This window comes from Flavobacterium gelidicaeli, assembly GCF_013294005.1.
Classification (GTDB): Bacteria; Bacteroidota; Bacteroidia; order Flavobacteriales; family Flavobacteriaceae; genus Flavobacterium.
On the sequence record NZ_JABSNK010000004.1, the window covers coordinates 179,994 to 196,739 of the forward strand.

Below are 16,746 nucleotides of genomic sequence, written 5' to 3' on the forward strand. Positions count from 1 at the left end.
GGAATTAAACGCTGTAATTAGATTAATTGAAACTCAGGTTCCTTAATAATGGTGTTAAATAAACGCAAGACAACTTGATCAGCATTAGGGCTATTGGGATCAAAATCATATTTTATAACCGTTTCGTAATCCGTTTGTGACTCTGGGCTTACGCCAAATAACAAACGGTCTGTGAGTTCTGTTATGATGGCTTTGTTTTTAGCTTTTTGCCAATTTAAAGCAACCGATTTTTCTTTTTGCTTGTTGTTTTTTCGCTCCCTATTCTCCTCCATTTTTCCCTGCATGTCTTGTTCGACCTTTTGTTTATTGAATATTTTTCCTTGACAATAGGCATCAGCAACCGTGGCGCGTTGTAAATAAATTTGAGTTGTCAACCATGATTTTCCTCCTTCCCAACCTTTTACATTAGGTTGGTTGAATAAATCCATGCTTTGTTGTTTTATAAAATTGACAATTACATTGCTTTTTACATTTTTGACTTGCAGTTCATCAAGCAGTTGCAAACTGTATTCTATTGGATTTTTAATCTTAGAACCTGCGGTGTTTTTATCAAATTCTTCTGTAAAAATTTTTAATAACAACGGTTGAAATTCAAAATCGACTTCTCTAAAATAATCACCGTAATAGCGCACCAATTCCTCTTTTGGATCATCATAGATAAACCATTCGAGTATTTTGCGGGTCATGCGATACGGAATATTTTTTTGTTCGAAAATAATATCAACTAACTCATCTGATTTGAATACACCAGTTTTTCCGAAATAAGTAATAACAGAGTTGTCTTCAAATGGTTTTTTATAAACCGCCCCGTCGTCGCCAAGAGTTAACCCAGCCAATCCTTTAGCGCCATTTTTAATATCCTCTTCAGTATAATTTCCTATACCAAGTGTAAAAAGCTCCAGTAATTCTCTACTTAAGTTTTCGTTTATTTTTCCTTTTTTATTATCAGTATTGTCTAGATAACGCACCATAGCATTGCTTTTTAAAATGGCTTTAGTTAAAGTTTTAAAGTTTCCAAAGGCATTTTTACGCAAAATCTGGTTGTGTTGAAATACCCAATAATTCACTTTTACTTTTTGATAGGTAGCCACAAAATGGTTGTGCAATAGCAAGGTCATTTTTTCCTGCAAAGGATATTGGGAGTTAATCATTCGGTCTACCCACCACTGTTTCATTGCCTCTGAAATTTGATTTTCTTTTTGTCGGGCTTCCTTTTTTTCTTCTGCAGTAGCGTTTTTAAACATTAACCGTTGTGCCTTTAATTGTGCTGCTGTTCTTGGACCCTGACTTAAAAAATCAGGGATAGTATTGTCAAAAGGAATAGTAAAAGAATCCTCTAGAAAAGCAGTCATTCCTTTTTGCGCAATTTGGTCGTTTTCTTTATTAGAAAAACCCAATCGCAAAGACCACAGTGTGTTATTTTTCATAATAATGTATTTAGACTAACGTCTTTTATGTTTATAAACTTTGCTTGTTTTAGCTTTTTTACTTTCTTTTATCACAACTGTTTTTCGATTATTATGAATCACAATTGTAGAATGGCGTCTTTTAGGTAAGTACACATTTCGGGCCACAATTACGCGACGGGATGCCACTCGGTGAAAATAGGAACGGTGAGGAGCAGCCTTAGCATAAAAAATAGTATGGCGGTAAGGATGCCAAGTACTCCAGTATTTAGGATAAAATCCCCAGTGGTGTGGCGATGTCCAAGCAACATATCTAGGCGCATAAATAAACCGCACACTAGGCCAGAACCATACATTTACACTTACTCTGTTAGTGTTAATTGCTGCTATTGCAGGACCGTGTTGAACTTGATTCATGCTGCTTTCTGTTTCAAATGGTTCTATAATGGTGTTTTCGGCATACAAATCAGTATCGCCTTCTATTTGCAATATAGCTTGCTCGTTGCCCGTTTTTTCGATGCCAATCGTAGCAATATCTTGCTTTTCATTTTGGTCTAAATACGTACTCAAAACAATAACGTGTGTGTCGTTATCCTTAATGTCGTCTACCGTAATATAATCTACGTTGCCATCATTATTAAGATCGAGGTTGTTGACATTATTGTTTTCTTCATTGATCAGTTTTTCAAATTCGGCTATAGAACTTGATTTTTTAAATAAGGCAAGTGCGCCTTCTAAACTAAAATTATCACCAGTATTTTCTGGTAAATCATTTTCTTGTGAGTACCCAATTGTAACTCCTAGAATAATTAAAAGGGCGGTGGTTATTTTTTTCATGATAATTAATTTTAGTTGTAAGACTTTTAAAACATTAAAAGGTTTATTGCAAAAAAGTTAAAACTACTATTTTTAACTTTTTATTTAATGTAAGAATTCCTTTTTAGTTTTTTGTAAGCTGAAAAATGCATTTTTATTTGTGTTTTATGTATTTGTATTTAAATCTATTAGCTGAGTAAAGTTTTTTTAAACGACTATTTTATGCATTCTTGTAACATATACTCCATAAAGTTGACTTATGGTATGTCTTACAAAAATAACCATGAAGAAAACATATTTGATTGCCCTGTTTAGTTTGGGAAGTTTTTACACACTTTCGGCACAAATTACCCCTGAGAAATCGGTAGAAAAATCAACCGAATTAGAAGAGGTTGCTATTATAAAAACCAAGAAAGCAATAGAACAAAAAGCTGACCGTACTATTTTTAATTTTGCGGATCAACCTAGTTTAAATACGGGATCAGTTCTAGAAGGAATAAAAAAGTTACCGGGATTAATCGCCTCTGACATTGCGGGAATGATGTACCAAGGGAAACAGTTAGATGTGTTTATGGACGGGCGACCGCTTAATATCTCATCTAATGAACTAAATGCTTTTCTAGAAGGAATGCCTGCAAATGCAATTGAAAAAATTGAAATCATTACCCAACCTGGAGCCGAATTTCCAGCAACTTCTGGTGGAGCGATATTGAATATCATTACTAATAAAAATGCTAAAAATTATCTGAGTGCAACCTATACTAATAGTACGAGCTTTACTAATTATGATGACGTACGCTGGAGGTTAAATAATAGTATTTTATTGAATGCTAAAAATAAATACTTTGGATGGCAGTTAAATTTAGGTCAAAATTATAGAGAAAGTGCTATTTGGAACAGTTTAGAGAAACAAGAAAATGGATTGAACAGCTTACTTTCAAAAACAGAAGCGGATCGAGTGGGGAGAAATAATTTTATCAAGTCGGCATTGACATTTGATCTTGGGAAAGACCGTTTGTTACTAAATTATGATTTAACTCAAAACAACAATGACAGTTATACGTTTGGAAACGGACCCGGTTTTACCTCTAACGATGCTTCAGTAAGTACAGGCTTACGCCAAGATGCCGTAGTAACCTACCAGAAAAAATTTGATGATACAGCCAAAAAATTAGAGTTCAAATTTAATTACAACAACAATACTAACGATTTTGAATTAAATCCTGTTGGTACTTCGACAGCTACATTAGCCAATTCATCCAACCAGAATTTATACAATATCAAAGGAGATTATTCGCAACCACTTAAATTCTCAGATGAAGGAAAAATAAGTGTTGGTGCTTTGTATGAAGAGTTGCTTTTTGATGCAGCCAGTAAAGGCGTTACTAATTTAGATTACAAACGTACAACGGCGGCCTCTTATGTTGAGTTGCAATCTAAGTTTAATAAATTAAATTTTATTCTTGGCGGTCGAGCCGAAGATTACAATATTACGGGTAAGACAGATGTGGCTGAATTAACGGCTTTCAAGCAATTTAGATTTTTTCCTAATGCCAGTGCACAGTACAACTTTAATAAAATGATTTATTTTAATGTGAATTACAATAAAAAAATCACGCTTCCAAGTACGTCATCTTTGAACCCAAATAATACCAATTACCAGAATCCAAATATTGATTACTCAGGTAACCCTAACTTGCAACCAACGATTTATAATAATTACGAAGTAAAATTGAGTGCTTTTGATTATGCTTTTGTGAGCTATAATATTAGTTCGGCTAAAAATCAAGTGATTAATAGAGTAGGTCTAGAAAATAATTTAGTGGTCAATACTAACGAGAATTTACCAGAAATTAAGATCCATAACTTTAGTGTTGGAATGCCAATTCCTTATATGTTGTTTACCAAAGGGCTAGCCGAAACCATGAAAATGAACGTGAATCCTGATACCATGAATTTTTTATATGTGTATTCAGGATACCAATACCACCAAATTCCTGAGGTAGATACTAAAGGATTTTGGATGTTCAACTTCATGTCGCAAATTGTGTTGCCTAAAAAAATAAAGTTTGTGGCTAATTACAATTATATTATCCCAAAAGGGAACTATTTTTATTTTATTGCGGTGAAGCCGTTTAGAAACGCATTGGACTTAAGTTTTTCAAAAAAGTTTTTAAAAGAGCAATTGACACTTTCTATTTATGCTGATGATGTTTTGAATTCAAATAGTAACGCCTTTAATTCTTATGAAACACCATTGCTAATCAATAATAAGATGGACACAAGGAAATTTGGTTTTAGTTTGAATTACAAGATTCCAACAAAAAATAAATTAGCTAAAGAAACACCAAGTTTGCTAAACAATGAGAAAAAAGAAGAAAGCGGCCTTGTAAACTAAGCTTCTTAGTAGAACGACAAATAGAAAAGAGCTGTAAAATTATTTCACAGCTCTTTTTTTTATTAAAATGGTTTGAGATGATTTGTCTCAATTGTTGTTACGAAATCAAATCGCTTAAATGTACTCGTAAGGCTTTTACAGAGATACTGATTTCCCAGAAGGATAATGCCAGAGAAACGAGCAAACTAAAGAGACTAAAACCAAAAAAATAGAGCCCGACAATTTGAAAGTCAAAAAACAAAACCAACATGGTAAACACTGATAAAAATAAGCTTGCTACTCCAAAAAGTTGCATGTAGCGAATCAAGGTGAGTCGCAAGTTGAGGTTGGCTATTTCGATAAGAATACTTTTGTTTTCTTTCTCATCATAGGTTTTTTTTAATCCCCGCACTATTGTTGCAATTGTCAAGAATCGATTAGTATATGCTAATAGAATTAATGAGGTTGCAGAGAACAGTAGGGCAGGAGTTTCAATATGTAATGTCATAAACTATTTTTTGGTTACAATCAAAGATAGTTTTTTCTATCAATTATTATAAATAGTTTCTTTAACAATTATAGAACAGCTCTTTAGGTTTTTATTTTGCGTAAGCGCCAGAAGAATAGGTTAATTCGTAACTGTGGGTGTATACTTCAAATACAATCCCAAATGGGTCTTCGACATAACACATTTGGTACGGTTTATCATTGGGATAGTAGGAGCGAATAGGCATTCTTTGTTTACCACCGTTAGCGACAATTTTTTCAACTAATGCTTCGATATTTGGATCTTGAATGCAAAAGTGGAAAAGACCGGTTTGAAACGGATTAAATGGAACGGCTTCTTTTACGCCATTTGGGAACGAAAATAACTCAACTCCAGTTCCGTCAGAAGTCGATAGATGTGCAATTTCGAAAGTTTCCCAATCCTCACCAAAAACATCAATGCACATTTGGCCAATAGCAGTTTCCTTCTCTTTAGTTACTGTCGAAGGTTCCATGATTACGTACCAGCCCATTACTTCAGAGTAGAATTGAACGGCTTTTTTAATATCAGGAACAGTGATTCCAATATGTGAAAAAGATTTTGGATAAGTGTTATCTGTTGTCATAATGTATTGTTTTAGAGTACAAAATTACATTACATTTGCAAGAGCCACAATAACTTACACAAAAGTAGCATAGTTACTTAAAGGAGTAATTTGCTAATTTACAATAACTTATATGAGTAAAATAATCGAAAATAATAGCTGTCCGCTTCATTACACAATGAACTTAATAGGTACTAAGTGGAAACCGTTAGTGCTATTTCATTTATTAAATGGTGCATTACGTTCCGGTGTTTTGCAAGGGGAAGTAAAAGGAATTTCGAATAAAATGTTTACAGAAACCGTGCGTGAATTAGAAAAGGACGGACTCCTATCTAGAAAAGTTTTCCCGGTCGTTCCACCAAAAGTAGAATATGCACTTACGGAAAGAGGCCAATCACTAGAAGCTATTTTAAGAAGCTTAGATCAATGGGGAGTAGATGATGAGAAAAAAAAATAGTTGCTAAACCGTTGATAGATGAAGCAACTATATGATGTGAGCTATTTGTGTTTATGAATTGTTTATTTACTAGAATTAAATTTGTCATTCATGACTTTTTGTAAAGTTTGATATAATTTTTCTACTTCACTTTCGATTTTTGAAAATGGAACGTTCTTCAACTTTTGAATAGACTTTAAATCATAAAATGATTGTAAGTTATATGTCTTGTCAACGTTTTGTGTGATTTGAATTCCCCTAGCTACCTTGTTATTTTTATCTGTTTGTAGACCTAATTCCATGGGGCTATCATCTGACATCCCTAATAACTTTAGTGGCGAAGGTTGAGTTTCATTAGAAGTGAAGTTTTTACTAATTTCTAAGAAACAACCTTTGACAGAGTTTGCATTAAAGTTTGCGTTAAAATAAAATTTATCTAATAAATCTATGTCTTGTGAGTTGTAACGATTGGCTCTGTTGTTCTCGATTTCGTTATTAATTTGGTCATAAACTTTTAAGGAGTTATCTTGAATAACATATATTCTATTTCCATTTTTAGGTAGAGAGTCATTTACTGCTACCGAACGACTAGTTTTTGATGCAATAATTTTATCTTTCAAGAATAGCTCACTTAGCAGTTCGTTGTCCTTTTTAGAGATCATAATTTTACCTTTAGATTGATATTCAGTAATTTCAATTCGGTCTTTGATTAACGCAAAATGAATTCTATTAAAATAATTAACTGCAAATAAATCCCAATCTATCGTTTGTAGAATACCTTTATTCCATTTTTTAATGATTAAACTTTTATCCATTAGAATATACTCTAAACCGTCAACGATTTTACCATCCTTATAAGTTGACTTTATATCATATTCAGGAAGCACATAACGCTCCATGTTTTTTAAATAGTCATTGGAATATTGGTATATCAAAGCGCCATTTTTATAGAGGTTTACTCTCTTAAATTCACTTTCATTATCATAAAAGTAACCATCAAATGGAAGTCCGTTTTTATATATCCCTATATATTCTTCTCGTGGATCTTCGGTAATTATAAATTGATTTTTGTAAGTAGCTATAGTTGGTAAATTATTTTCAAATTGACTTGTTATTTTTTGATCCTCATTTTGAAAACTTTTAGATGTCACTAGTTGTGTCATAGTTCCGTTTTTATATGTTGAGATCTCGTTTTTTTCTGTTAGTACCCCTTCATAAGGTTTGTTGTCTTTATAGATGATTGTAGAGACTACTTTTTCGTCTTTATAAAATACGCTTTCTCCATTTTTCTTACCATTTTTTAAGGTGTAAGTTTCCACAGGTTGCAAATAGTCAAAGTCATAAGTTGTTTGTTTGCCTTCTTTTTCGAAATTTACTACATTGATAATCTCATATTTATCATCTCTGTAGCTTTCATAGTCTTTAATAAAGAAAGTGCCTTGAAATGGTTTTCCGTTTTTATAAATTCCTTTTGCAACTACAGCTCCAGAATCGGTTTTAGCAATCGCTTCACCCTCTTGCAAACCATTTTTATAAGTTGATTCTATAGTAATATCACGATCAAATGGAATGCTAAAATGACCATCAAAGGGTTCATTATCTTTGTAAACTAATTTTTTAAGGAGTACTCCAAGTTGACTGTACTCTAAGGTTTCACCATTCTTGTAACCTTCATTATAATTAGTTATAGTACTCGTTTTGTCATTTGGGAAGTACGAAATAACTTTGCCTGATATCTGTTCGTTTACGTATGGAGTAGTAGTTTTAATTCCAGTTATAAACTCATTCTGAGTGTAATACTCATAGTCAATTCCGTTTGTAACTTGATTACCATAATTGAGGCTTCCTTTTTTTAAATCTTGCAATAATTTACCTGATTTGTCATAATTTTTTTGAGAAATAAGTTCAAGTTCTTTGTAACCATATGCAGTTCGCTTATATCCTTTTACTTGTGCTAATAGATTTGAATCCAGCCAGTATTTTTTTTCAAATAGGATAGCAATATCTTCTTCTTCTTCAACTTCTTCCATACCTTCAACCAGTTCCGCTTCTTTTACTTCTTCGGCTTCTGTTATTATGGATGGGGAATATTCTTCTTCATTATGGGTTGCGTTCTCAACTTCTTCGTCTTTATAATCGGTGTCTACTACAATTCTTGCTGGAGCTACTGTAGCTGCTAATTTTTCATTCTCAATTTCTTCTGCGAGAGAATCACCGTAATAATCATCAACATTTTTAACTGTTATAAAATCTCCAGAAATTGGCTGTCCTTTTTCGTAAGTACTCGTCATTAAAATAGTTTCGTCTTTTTTATAAATGAGGGTATTGCCGTCTTTTACATCATCTTTATAATGTATTTTTTTCCAAAGTTTCCCATCAGGATAATAGTAAGTGAGTTCCTGATTTTGAGTGGTATTGTAATATTGAGAAGAACTAGCATCTGTTCCGTTTTCATTGTAGTAATAAATATCACCAACATAGTTTTCCTGATTATCTTTCAGGACATAACCCTGCATTTGTCTATTTCCATTTTTGTAAAAATCTTCTATCAATACTAGCTCGCCAATCTGCTTTAGAGGCATCGGTCTATAAAAAGCATGATTTTCTTTGTTTGACGGTTTCCAATCGGCATCAAAATAAAGGGTATCTTTTTCTTGCGATTGAGCACTAATAGTGAAGAAACTAAAAATTAAAACGAATTTTATTTTTAAAAATTGATGTACTTGCATTTGCGGATTTTTTCTCGTTTTGAGAGTTGAATTATTCTGATTAAAAAAAAGGATTTAATATTATTTATTTTAATAGTTTATAAATTAGTGTCATCTCCTCATTTTCACTACTGAAATGTTCGATTTTGATCTTGAATATTATACTAGTTTCCATTTTTAGTAGAAAAATAACTCCTGATTTTATTTTTCTTAAACTATCTTCATCAAAAATGATGTCTTGAGCGTTTTTGAGATTGTAATAATTCCATTTTTGATCAACTATTTTTAATTTGGTTTGTTTTCCAGGAAAAATTGCGATTTCTGGATCTCGTGGTTCAATAAATAAATCAGCATCTAATTTTCTAATTTCTCTTTCAGAGGTATCTCCTTTAGAAATAATATTAGGAAGCACTTTGACAAACTTGTTGCTAGTCATATTGATAGCAACTGCAGGGTATTCATTTTGAACGGACTGTATTTGTAGAATTTTTTTATTTAATACTACATGGTACTCCTCATTGACGGGGTCGAAAAAGTAATTAGAGTCTTTTTTTTCTTGAGCATTACACGTTATCGAAAGAATTATAAATAGTGTGAGTTGTACGAGTTTTATAAAATTTGGCATAGTATAATTTGATATAATTAAAGTCGAAAGGTCAACACGTAAGACAGCTTTTTATCTTGCAAAAAGTTGCTTATTGATTATCAAAAATACAATTAAATTACGACTCTCAACTAGCTATTGAGTTTGCTAATACAAGTACTTATCAGTAAATTTGAAATTCTGTATTTTTGGCAAGGGTCTAATAAGTACTGTTTTTGTCCTTTTGTTTACTATTTTGTCAGAACCTAATAATTGATCTACTTCAGTTCTAAGCCCCGTGATGAGGTTGAAATTAGTTTCGGTAAAAACAGTGTTTTCATCTATGACTATTGTTGAATTGTGCGTGATTTTATGCAGTTTAATTAATTCAAAATTTCCTCTTTGGTATTTAAACTCATAACTGATGTTGCCCTTTTCTATCTCTGACCACATTGATAAAATTCCGTTTTCAATAAAAAAATCAGGGATTTGATATCCGTTGTAGGCGCCATTTTTTTCTATAGGATACATAGCTTCAATTATTTGGTTAGATGTCACTATTAACTTCCGTTTTCCATCTGGTTGTGATAAAAAGAGTTGTAGTCTTAATGGTCTCGTCTCATTAATAATGTCCATCATAACAATGACGCTATCTGGGAAACCGTCATTATTTAAGTCGCCTGTAACGTCTCTTATCAGTTCGCTAAAATGATTTGTCTTGTTTTGCGCAGCGGTACTTGTTTGTAATAAAACACAAAAGAATATAGGGTATAGATAGCGGTTTTTCATGATTTTGATTTTATCAAACTGGTACAACAAAGTCCAACTTAATTTTTGTTAGATGTAGCACAGCTAAGATGCAATAGTGGTTTTCGACTCCGCTCGAACAGATAATTGTACCGATTTACAACAGTCTGGGTATTATAAACCAAGTTTGTTGTAAATAACGACAAAAATAAAATAAAGTAAGAAAAATAAATCAAAGATCTCAAGTGTACTTATTCAAATCGGTATAGTTTATTGTTACACAACAATTAAATATTATCGCAGCTAATTCAAAGAAACAAAATTGATTGATTACTTTACTAAAAAGTTCTCGTATTCGTTTGTGGTCATTATTGTTGATTGATATGGAACAATTGCATTAGGATCTTCATCATCGTACTGTTCAAATAGTTGATCTAACAGTTTTACTTTTATTGCATTGGGCTCTGTATTTGGAAAATAATAAAGCTTTTTTTCCTCGCCCAGAATAACCAAATTGCTCTGTTGTTTTTTAGAATAATAATTCACATATTTTGTGCTTACTTCAACAAGTTCAAACAGTCCATTAGTAAGATTTTTATTTTCAATTCCGCATCCTTGTTCTAATAATTCAAAATTAATTTTATCAGGAAATTCAATTGGCTCTTTAGCTGCAATTTCAAATGAGATGTTGGTTGAGTAACAGTCAGGCGCGCCACAATCAAAGCCGTGAAGATTGAAATTTAGATCAAATAGGATTTTATTATCAACTTGATTTACCAGGTCTCTAATATATAATTCTTGTAAGAGACTGGATTTTAGATTTTTGTTTGATTTTGACTTTAAAAGTTGCTTTCTTAAAGAATCTTGTGTCTCTTCAAAACTCAATTTAGCTTTAGTAGGCATTGTTTTCTCAGTCAAAATATTCCACTGTTTGTCCACTTTATCCTTTTTTTCTTTTGAAGAACAAGAGATCAGTAATAATGTAAAAAGGACAAAAGTAATTTTCATAGTGTTATTCTAATTAAATAATTCTATTATTTGAAAATATAAGTAAAGCAGAAAAAACAATGTTGGAATAGTGAAAGCCATAATAAAATTGAGGTTTCTTTTTCTATTTTCCTTTTTTTTATTTAAAAAGTAAGCTTCATACAATAATCCCAATACCCAAATACAATATAAGATAAAAATGTAAAAGAATACAGCTAAACCATCTCCAGTTCCACATCGTCTGTTTTTATCTAATGTTGATAACCCAATAATTGAGGCTATTGGAATTAATAGTACGAGTAATACTATTCTTAAAAACAAATGCATGAGCTCTTTTTTTTTGATCATTTCTGTTGTCGTTATGTTTAATCAATTTAGGTGGTCTTTTCTGTTTATTATTTTTACTATATGTTCAATGTGCTTTTAAATAATAATATTGTGGGAAGTTATAATTTATCACGTTTTAGAAATTAGTATGAAAGTTGTTTTGTTTTTTAGACTTCTTTAGTAAAATTTTTCTAACAATTAAGATGTAAAAATATTATTTTTTTTACTTTAGACTGTATTTATTTTCCAAGTAATAATACGCTTTCAATGATTTTAAGGATAATTATATCAGGAAAACGACTGAGCCTTTTCTTTTAAAAGCAGATAAAAATTTAATTTAGGATTTTAAAATCAAAAGCTAATTTTTTAGTACGAAGTAAGGTACGCCAATTGATGAAAAACAGACAAAAGAGCATTACAAATCCTAAAATAAAGCTAGCAATAGATTGCCAAGAAAAAATATTATCAATGATATTCTGTTGGTTTTCTGATGCAAACTTCCCTAAATGTAAAGCGATAGCATCGCTAGTGAATTTCCCTACTAAAAAAGGACCAATGATATAGATCGGTTTTATTTTAGAAATTCCCGCACCTAAAAAAAGTGGTGTGGTTGGTAGAGGTAGTAAAGAATAAGCAAGTACGACTAAAATTCCTTTCCATTTATTTTGATCCATTTTATCGCCAAGGAATTTAATGTCTTCATTTTTAGATGCTTTTAAATATTTATCGGCCATTAATGGTGCATATAGTAGAAGAATGTACCTACCTAATACGGATCCAATAACTCCAACAATAATAACTATCCAAACATCCAACTCAAAAAGAATTTGAAAAAATACCATTATTGTAAAAGCTGGAGCAAACGGAAAAGGAACTATGTCAAATAATAACGCGCCAAAAAAAACTAATAGATAATGCCACCACATGTGTTTGAAATTTTATAGCCAAGTTAATTAAACAAGTAATAATACTCTTTTATACTTGACCCATGAACTTCAAAACTACAATTAAATTTGTTGGAGAATAGAATAATTTTGAAGACATTTATTTATAATTGTTGCAGTTTATTCAAATTTTGATATAAATACTTTTAATTAGGAGAAATACATTATTATAGAAATAATATATTAGGTCAGTAAATTTTGTGATTTTTGAACAAGTCTTTTGAAATGGATTTTATAGTTGAAAATCAACAATTATATTCAAACACACTACTGAGCTTATTATAGAAAAATTAAGTAATTTTTTTTAACGCTTCAATAATTTCTTCCGGTTCAGAGCGGGTTCTATAATCGACATTGACATAGTTCCAAACTACGATGCCATCTTTGTTTATGATGAAAGTGGCTGGAATAGGGAGAACCGTTCCGTTTCCGTTATTGATTTGTTGCAAGTCTAAGTTTCTATCCTTACGCATGTGCTCGAGCAAAAACTCTGGAACTTCCCAAGCTACGCCATATTGTGAAGCTACTGTTGCATTTTGATCGGATAAAACAGTAAAGTTCATTTCGCTAATTTCAGATTTGGTCAAAGAACCATCAGGAACTTGCGGACTTATAGCAACAAGTGTCGCACCCAAGGTATGAATTTCGTCCAATCGTGCTTGCAATGCTCGAAGCTGTAAATTACAATACGGACACCAATCGCCACGGTAAAAAGTAACAACAACAGGCCCTTTTCCTAACAAATCGCTTAGTGAGATTAGATTTCCTTGTTGATTAGGTAGTTCAAAGTTTACTGCTACATCTCCTACTTTTAAAGCGTTGGCTCCTTGCTCAAATTCTTTTGCTTTGGCAATTTCGATATCGACTCCTTTCATAAAATCAGGATTGGCTTGGCGTCCTGCTTCAATTTTTGCGTCGGTTTGTTCTTTTAATGTTTTCATGCTCCTATTATTTTATTTTGGAGTTATTTGGTTGCTTCTCCTATATGCTACACTAGATTGTAACCAACTAAGAATGTTTGTTTGAAATGGGAGACTATTTACTTGACCTTCAAATTTCGAGCTTTCATTTCTTCTTCAAACCATTTGTCTTTTTTGGCATTGGTTACCAATTTATAAATAAAAAATAATGGAATCAAAGTAAAAAATCCCCAGCTATTTTTGAAAATACTATAACAAATAACACCAACCAAGAAACCAATGAATAAACTATTGGTTATTTACCTCGATTATTAATTCTTGATCGGTTAGCTGCGAAAGTTAGTTTTGAGTCATGTGTTTAAAGGTTTTAAATTTGCAATAATTACCTTTTTGTTATTGACTTACATGATTTATTAAAAGTCCTATACTAAGTTTTTAATTTCATTTGATTTTCAATATCAGGATAGATTTCATATAACTCGTCTGAAATAGTAGAAGCATTCTTAGATAAACCCCAAAATTTATCACCTGTCATTTCTATTACAACCAGTAGTATTTCGAAAGCTAATTTAATATCAATCACATCATCTGGTACTTTGAGTGAATGTTGATTTCTTTGAAAGTAGAGACAATTTTCACGTATTTCAACGAATTTACCAGATTGGAGGTTAATTAATATTTCTTTGATCCTTTCCTCTCCAATACTATTCTGTAGTCTGTTACCAATTAGAATAATTGGATCCGCTGCTATAAAATGCTTTGATTTATGACTAAATAGAGGATCCTTAGCCTTTTTAATTAATTCACGATTTTGAAAACCTCTGTATACACAAACTTCAATTTTGGCAATTTCTTCTAAAGCTGTAATACTTAAAAATAGAGATTGAGTGAAGAACTCAGAATCTAGAAGTTTTTTTGAACTTAAAATTAAATTTCGCAAATGATTTAAGATTTTTTCAAATTCAACTTTCCCCTTGAAACCGATAAGATTTTCTGATGAAATTAATGTTGAATCGTTTATCAACATAGATGGATTTTCCATGATATACTATTTTAAAAATAAATATTTTTATGCTCTATTATAAAAAGCAATTTAAACATAATTTCATTTAAAAATCGAACTGCTTCCTAGATTGCTGATACAGTAAGATAGGTATAGAGTTATTTAAATAATTCCAATGTTAAAGGTATAAAAATGATGTTGTAATTCCTTGTATTATAATCGAAATTTGAAATGCAAGACGTTCAAAAATAGCCCCGATAGCAGTGGAAATCCTTTGCTGTGGCGCTAGCCAAAAGTAAAGATTGTAACGAATAGCGGGAGGGAGCTTCTTGTGAAAATCATTCTTTCTGCTCCAAAAAAAAAGCTGCCCAATGAAGGACAGCTTTTAGTATAGCATGATGCTGGTATTATTTGATCATTTCAAAACTACGTTTCACAAAAGCAGTTAATGCTTCTCCTTTAAGTAGGTTTTGAGATAATTTAGCTAAGTCTAGCGCTTGTTTTACTAAGTGCTCTTGGCTTGGTTTGTCTGTTGTGTTTAAAATTGTAGACGCTAATGGCGAGTTGGTATTTACCACTAGATTGTACATCTCTGGCATATTACCCATCCCGAACATTCCGCCACCACCACCTGACTGGCTCATCTCTTTCATTCTACGCATGAATTCTGGTTGCGTGATGATAAAAGGAGCTGCTTGGCTGTCCATAGCTTCTAGTTGTACTGTATAGGTTTGTTTTGGAACGATTGTTTCTAAAACTGTTTTTAAGCCTGTTTGCTCTTCTTCTGATAATTTCGAAATTGTAGTTTCGTCTTTCTTGATTAAGTTATCAATATGGTCAGAATCTACACGTACAAAAGTGATATCGCTGTTATCTCCTTCGATTTTTTGAATCAAGTGTGAGATAATAGGAGAGTCAAGTAACAATACTTCGTATCCTTTTTCTTGCGCTGTCTCGATGTAAGAGTGTTGCGCTTCTTTATTTCCAGCGTATAAAACAACTAGCTTACCATCTTTATTAGTTTGCTTGTCTTTTAAGTTCTCTTTTAATTCTTCAAGTGTGAAGTATTTATTGTCTACCGTTGGGTAAAGAACAAAGGCACCAGCTTTTTCATAGAATTTATCTTCAGATAGCATTCCGTATTCAAGAACGATTTTAATGTCATTCCATTTTGCTTCAAAGTCAGCACGGTTTTCAGTAAACAAAGATTTCAATTTATCAGCTACTTTACGTGTGATATAGTTCGAAATTTTCTTTACCGCACCATCTGCTTGCAATCCTGAACGCGAAACATTTAAAGGAATATCTGGCGAGTCTACTACTCCACGTAGCATCATCAAGAATTCAGGCACAATTCCTTCTACGTTATCTGTAACGTAAACTTGGTTTTGGTACAACTGAATTTTATCTTTTTGGATTTGTAAGTCCCCGCTTAATTTAGGGAAGTACAAAATACCAGTAAGGTTGAATGGGTAATCTACATTTAAGTGAATGTGAAATAAAGGCTCTTCAAATTGCATAGGATACAATTCATGGTAGAACGTTTTATAGTCTTCGTCATTTAAATCAGTAGGTTGTTTTGTCCAAGCTGGGTTAGGGTTGTTGATGATATTATCAACTTCTACCGTTTCAGCAACAGCGTCTTCTGGAGCGTCATCGGCTTTAGGTAACGTTTCTGTTTTTGTTCCAAATTTAATTGGAATAGGCATGAACTTGTTGTACTTATTTAAAAGTTCCTTGATTTTTGACTCTTCAAGAAATTCTAATGAATCTTCAGCGATGTGCAAGATAATCTCGGTACCACGTGTTGTTTTGTCAGCTGGTTCAAGAGAGAACTCTGGGCTACCATCACAAATCCAGTGTGCAGCTGGCTCGTCTTTATATGACTTAGTGATAATCTCCACTTTTGAAGCTACCATAAAAGCCGAGTAGAAACCAAGACCAAAATGACCAATAATACCAGAATCCTTAGCGGTATCCTTATATTTTTCTAAAAACTCTTCGGCACCAGAAAAAGCAAGTTGATTGATGTATTTTTCCACTTCTTCAGCAGTCATACCAATTCCTTGATCTATAATATGTAGTTTTTTGCCTTCTTTATCTATTTTTACCTCAATCATTGGGTTGCCATATTCTACTGTAGCTTCGCCAATATTGGTTAGGTGTTTTAATTTTAAAGTTGCATCTGTCCCATTCGAAATCAATTCACGTAAAAATATTTCGTGATCGCTATAAAGGAACTTTTTGATTAATGGGAAGATGTTTTCTACCGATACATTAATTTTTCCTGTTGTCATATTTAAATTTATTAGGGTTTTACAATCTCGTACAATTCTTTCAAATAAGATACCATTTACTTATAATGTGACAAATTGGCGTAAATGTTAATTTTACAACAAAT

At 32.1% G+C, this 16,746-nt stretch carries 14 protein-coding genes; 2 read left to right on the plus strand and 12 right to left on the minus strand.

Going from position 1 to position 16,746, the window contains the following annotated elements; all coding sequences use genetic code 11:
• Positions 1–17: 17 nt before the first annotated feature.
• On the minus strand, positions 18–1,427 hold the full coding sequence (locus tag HNP99_RS07550) for a DUF1800 domain-containing protein (RefSeq protein ID WP_173852768.1): 1,410 nt from the start codon (positions 1,425–1,427) through the stop codon (positions 18–20).
• A 15-nt stretch (positions 1,428–1,442) separates the two neighbouring features.
• A complete protein-coding gene (locus HNP99_RS07555; protein ID WP_173852769.1) occupies positions 1,443–2,243 on the minus strand; it encodes a hypothetical protein in 801 nt (266 codons plus the stop codon).
• Between the two features lie 262 nt (positions 2,244–2,505).
• On the opposite strand from HNP99_RS07555, the gene HNP99_RS07560 reads away from it, so the two are divergent.
• Positions 2,506–4,620: an outer membrane beta-barrel family protein gene (locus HNP99_RS07560; RefSeq protein WP_173852770.1), complete on the plus strand. Its 2,115-nt coding sequence runs from the start codon at positions 2,506–2,508 to the stop codon at positions 4,618–4,620.
• 97 nt (positions 4,621–4,717) lie between these two features.
• Here HNP99_RS07560 and HNP99_RS07565 read toward each other — a convergent pair whose 3' ends face one another.
• Both HNP99_RS07565 and HNP99_RS07570 read right to left on the minus strand, forming a co-directional pair.
• A complete protein-coding gene (locus tag HNP99_RS07565; protein WP_173852771.1) occupies positions 4,718–5,107 on the minus strand; it encodes a DUF2721 domain-containing protein in 390 nt (129 codons plus the stop codon).
• Positions 5,108–5,198: 91 nt separating this feature from the next.
• Complete coding sequence (locus HNP99_RS07570) at positions 5,199–5,711, minus strand: VOC family protein (protein ID WP_173852772.1); 513 nt, start codon at positions 5,709–5,711, stop codon at positions 5,199–5,201.
• 112 nt (positions 5,712–5,823) lie between these two features.
• Between HNP99_RS07570 and HNP99_RS07575 the strand changes: the two genes are divergently transcribed.
• Positions 5,824–6,147, plus strand: coding sequence for a winged helix-turn-helix transcriptional regulator (locus tag HNP99_RS07575; RefSeq protein WP_173852773.1), 324 nt, complete (start codon positions 5,824–5,826; stop codon positions 6,145–6,147).
• 62 nt (positions 6,148–6,209) lie between these two features.
• Here the strand turns inward: HNP99_RS07575 and HNP99_RS07580 are convergent, their stop codons facing one another.
• The 8 genes from HNP99_RS07580 to htpG form a co-directional block, all read right to left on the minus strand.
• On the minus strand, positions 6,210–8,855 hold the full coding sequence (locus HNP99_RS07580; RefSeq protein ID WP_173852774.1) for a toxin-antitoxin system YwqK family antitoxin: 2,646 nt from the start codon (positions 8,853–8,855) through the stop codon (positions 6,210–6,212).
• 64 nt (positions 8,856–8,919) lie between these two features.
• Positions 8,920–9,459, minus strand: coding sequence for a hypothetical protein (locus HNP99_RS07585; protein WP_173852775.1), 540 nt, complete (start codon positions 9,457–9,459; stop codon positions 8,920–8,922).
• A gap of 126 nt (positions 9,460–9,585) precedes the next feature.
• Positions 9,586–10,206 carry a hypothetical protein gene (locus HNP99_RS07590; RefSeq protein ID WP_173852776.1) on the minus strand — a complete coding sequence of 207 codons (621 nt, stop codon included), beginning with the start codon at positions 10,204–10,206 and terminating at the stop codon, positions 9,586–9,588.
• Between the two features lie 288 nt (positions 10,207–10,494).
• Complete coding sequence (locus HNP99_RS07595) at positions 10,495–11,172, minus strand: hypothetical protein (RefSeq protein ID WP_173852777.1); 678 nt, start codon at positions 11,170–11,172, stop codon at positions 10,495–10,497.
• 638 nt (positions 11,173–11,810) lie between these two features.
• The gene (locus HNP99_RS07600; protein ID WP_173852778.1) at positions 11,811–12,404 is read right to left on the minus strand and encodes a hypothetical protein; all 594 of its coding nucleotides are present in this window, start codon (positions 12,402–12,404) and stop codon (positions 11,811–11,813) included.
• Between the two features lie 308 nt (positions 12,405–12,712).
• Positions 12,713–13,363, minus strand: a complete 651-nt coding sequence (locus tag HNP99_RS07605; RefSeq protein ID WP_173852779.1) for a peroxiredoxin-like family protein — start codon at positions 13,361–13,363, stop codon at positions 12,713–12,715.
• A 406-nt stretch (positions 13,364–13,769) separates the two neighbouring features.
• Complete coding sequence (locus tag HNP99_RS07610; RefSeq protein WP_173852780.1) at positions 13,770–14,384, minus strand: AbiV family abortive infection protein; 615 nt, start codon at positions 14,382–14,384, stop codon at positions 13,770–13,772.
• Between the two features lie 368 nt (positions 14,385–14,752).
• The gene (htpG, locus tag HNP99_RS07615) at positions 14,753–16,642 is read right to left on the minus strand and encodes a molecular chaperone HtpG (RefSeq protein WP_173852781.1); all 1,890 of its coding nucleotides are present in this window, start codon (positions 16,640–16,642) and stop codon (positions 14,753–14,755) included.
• Positions 16,643–16,746: the final 104 nt, after the last annotated feature.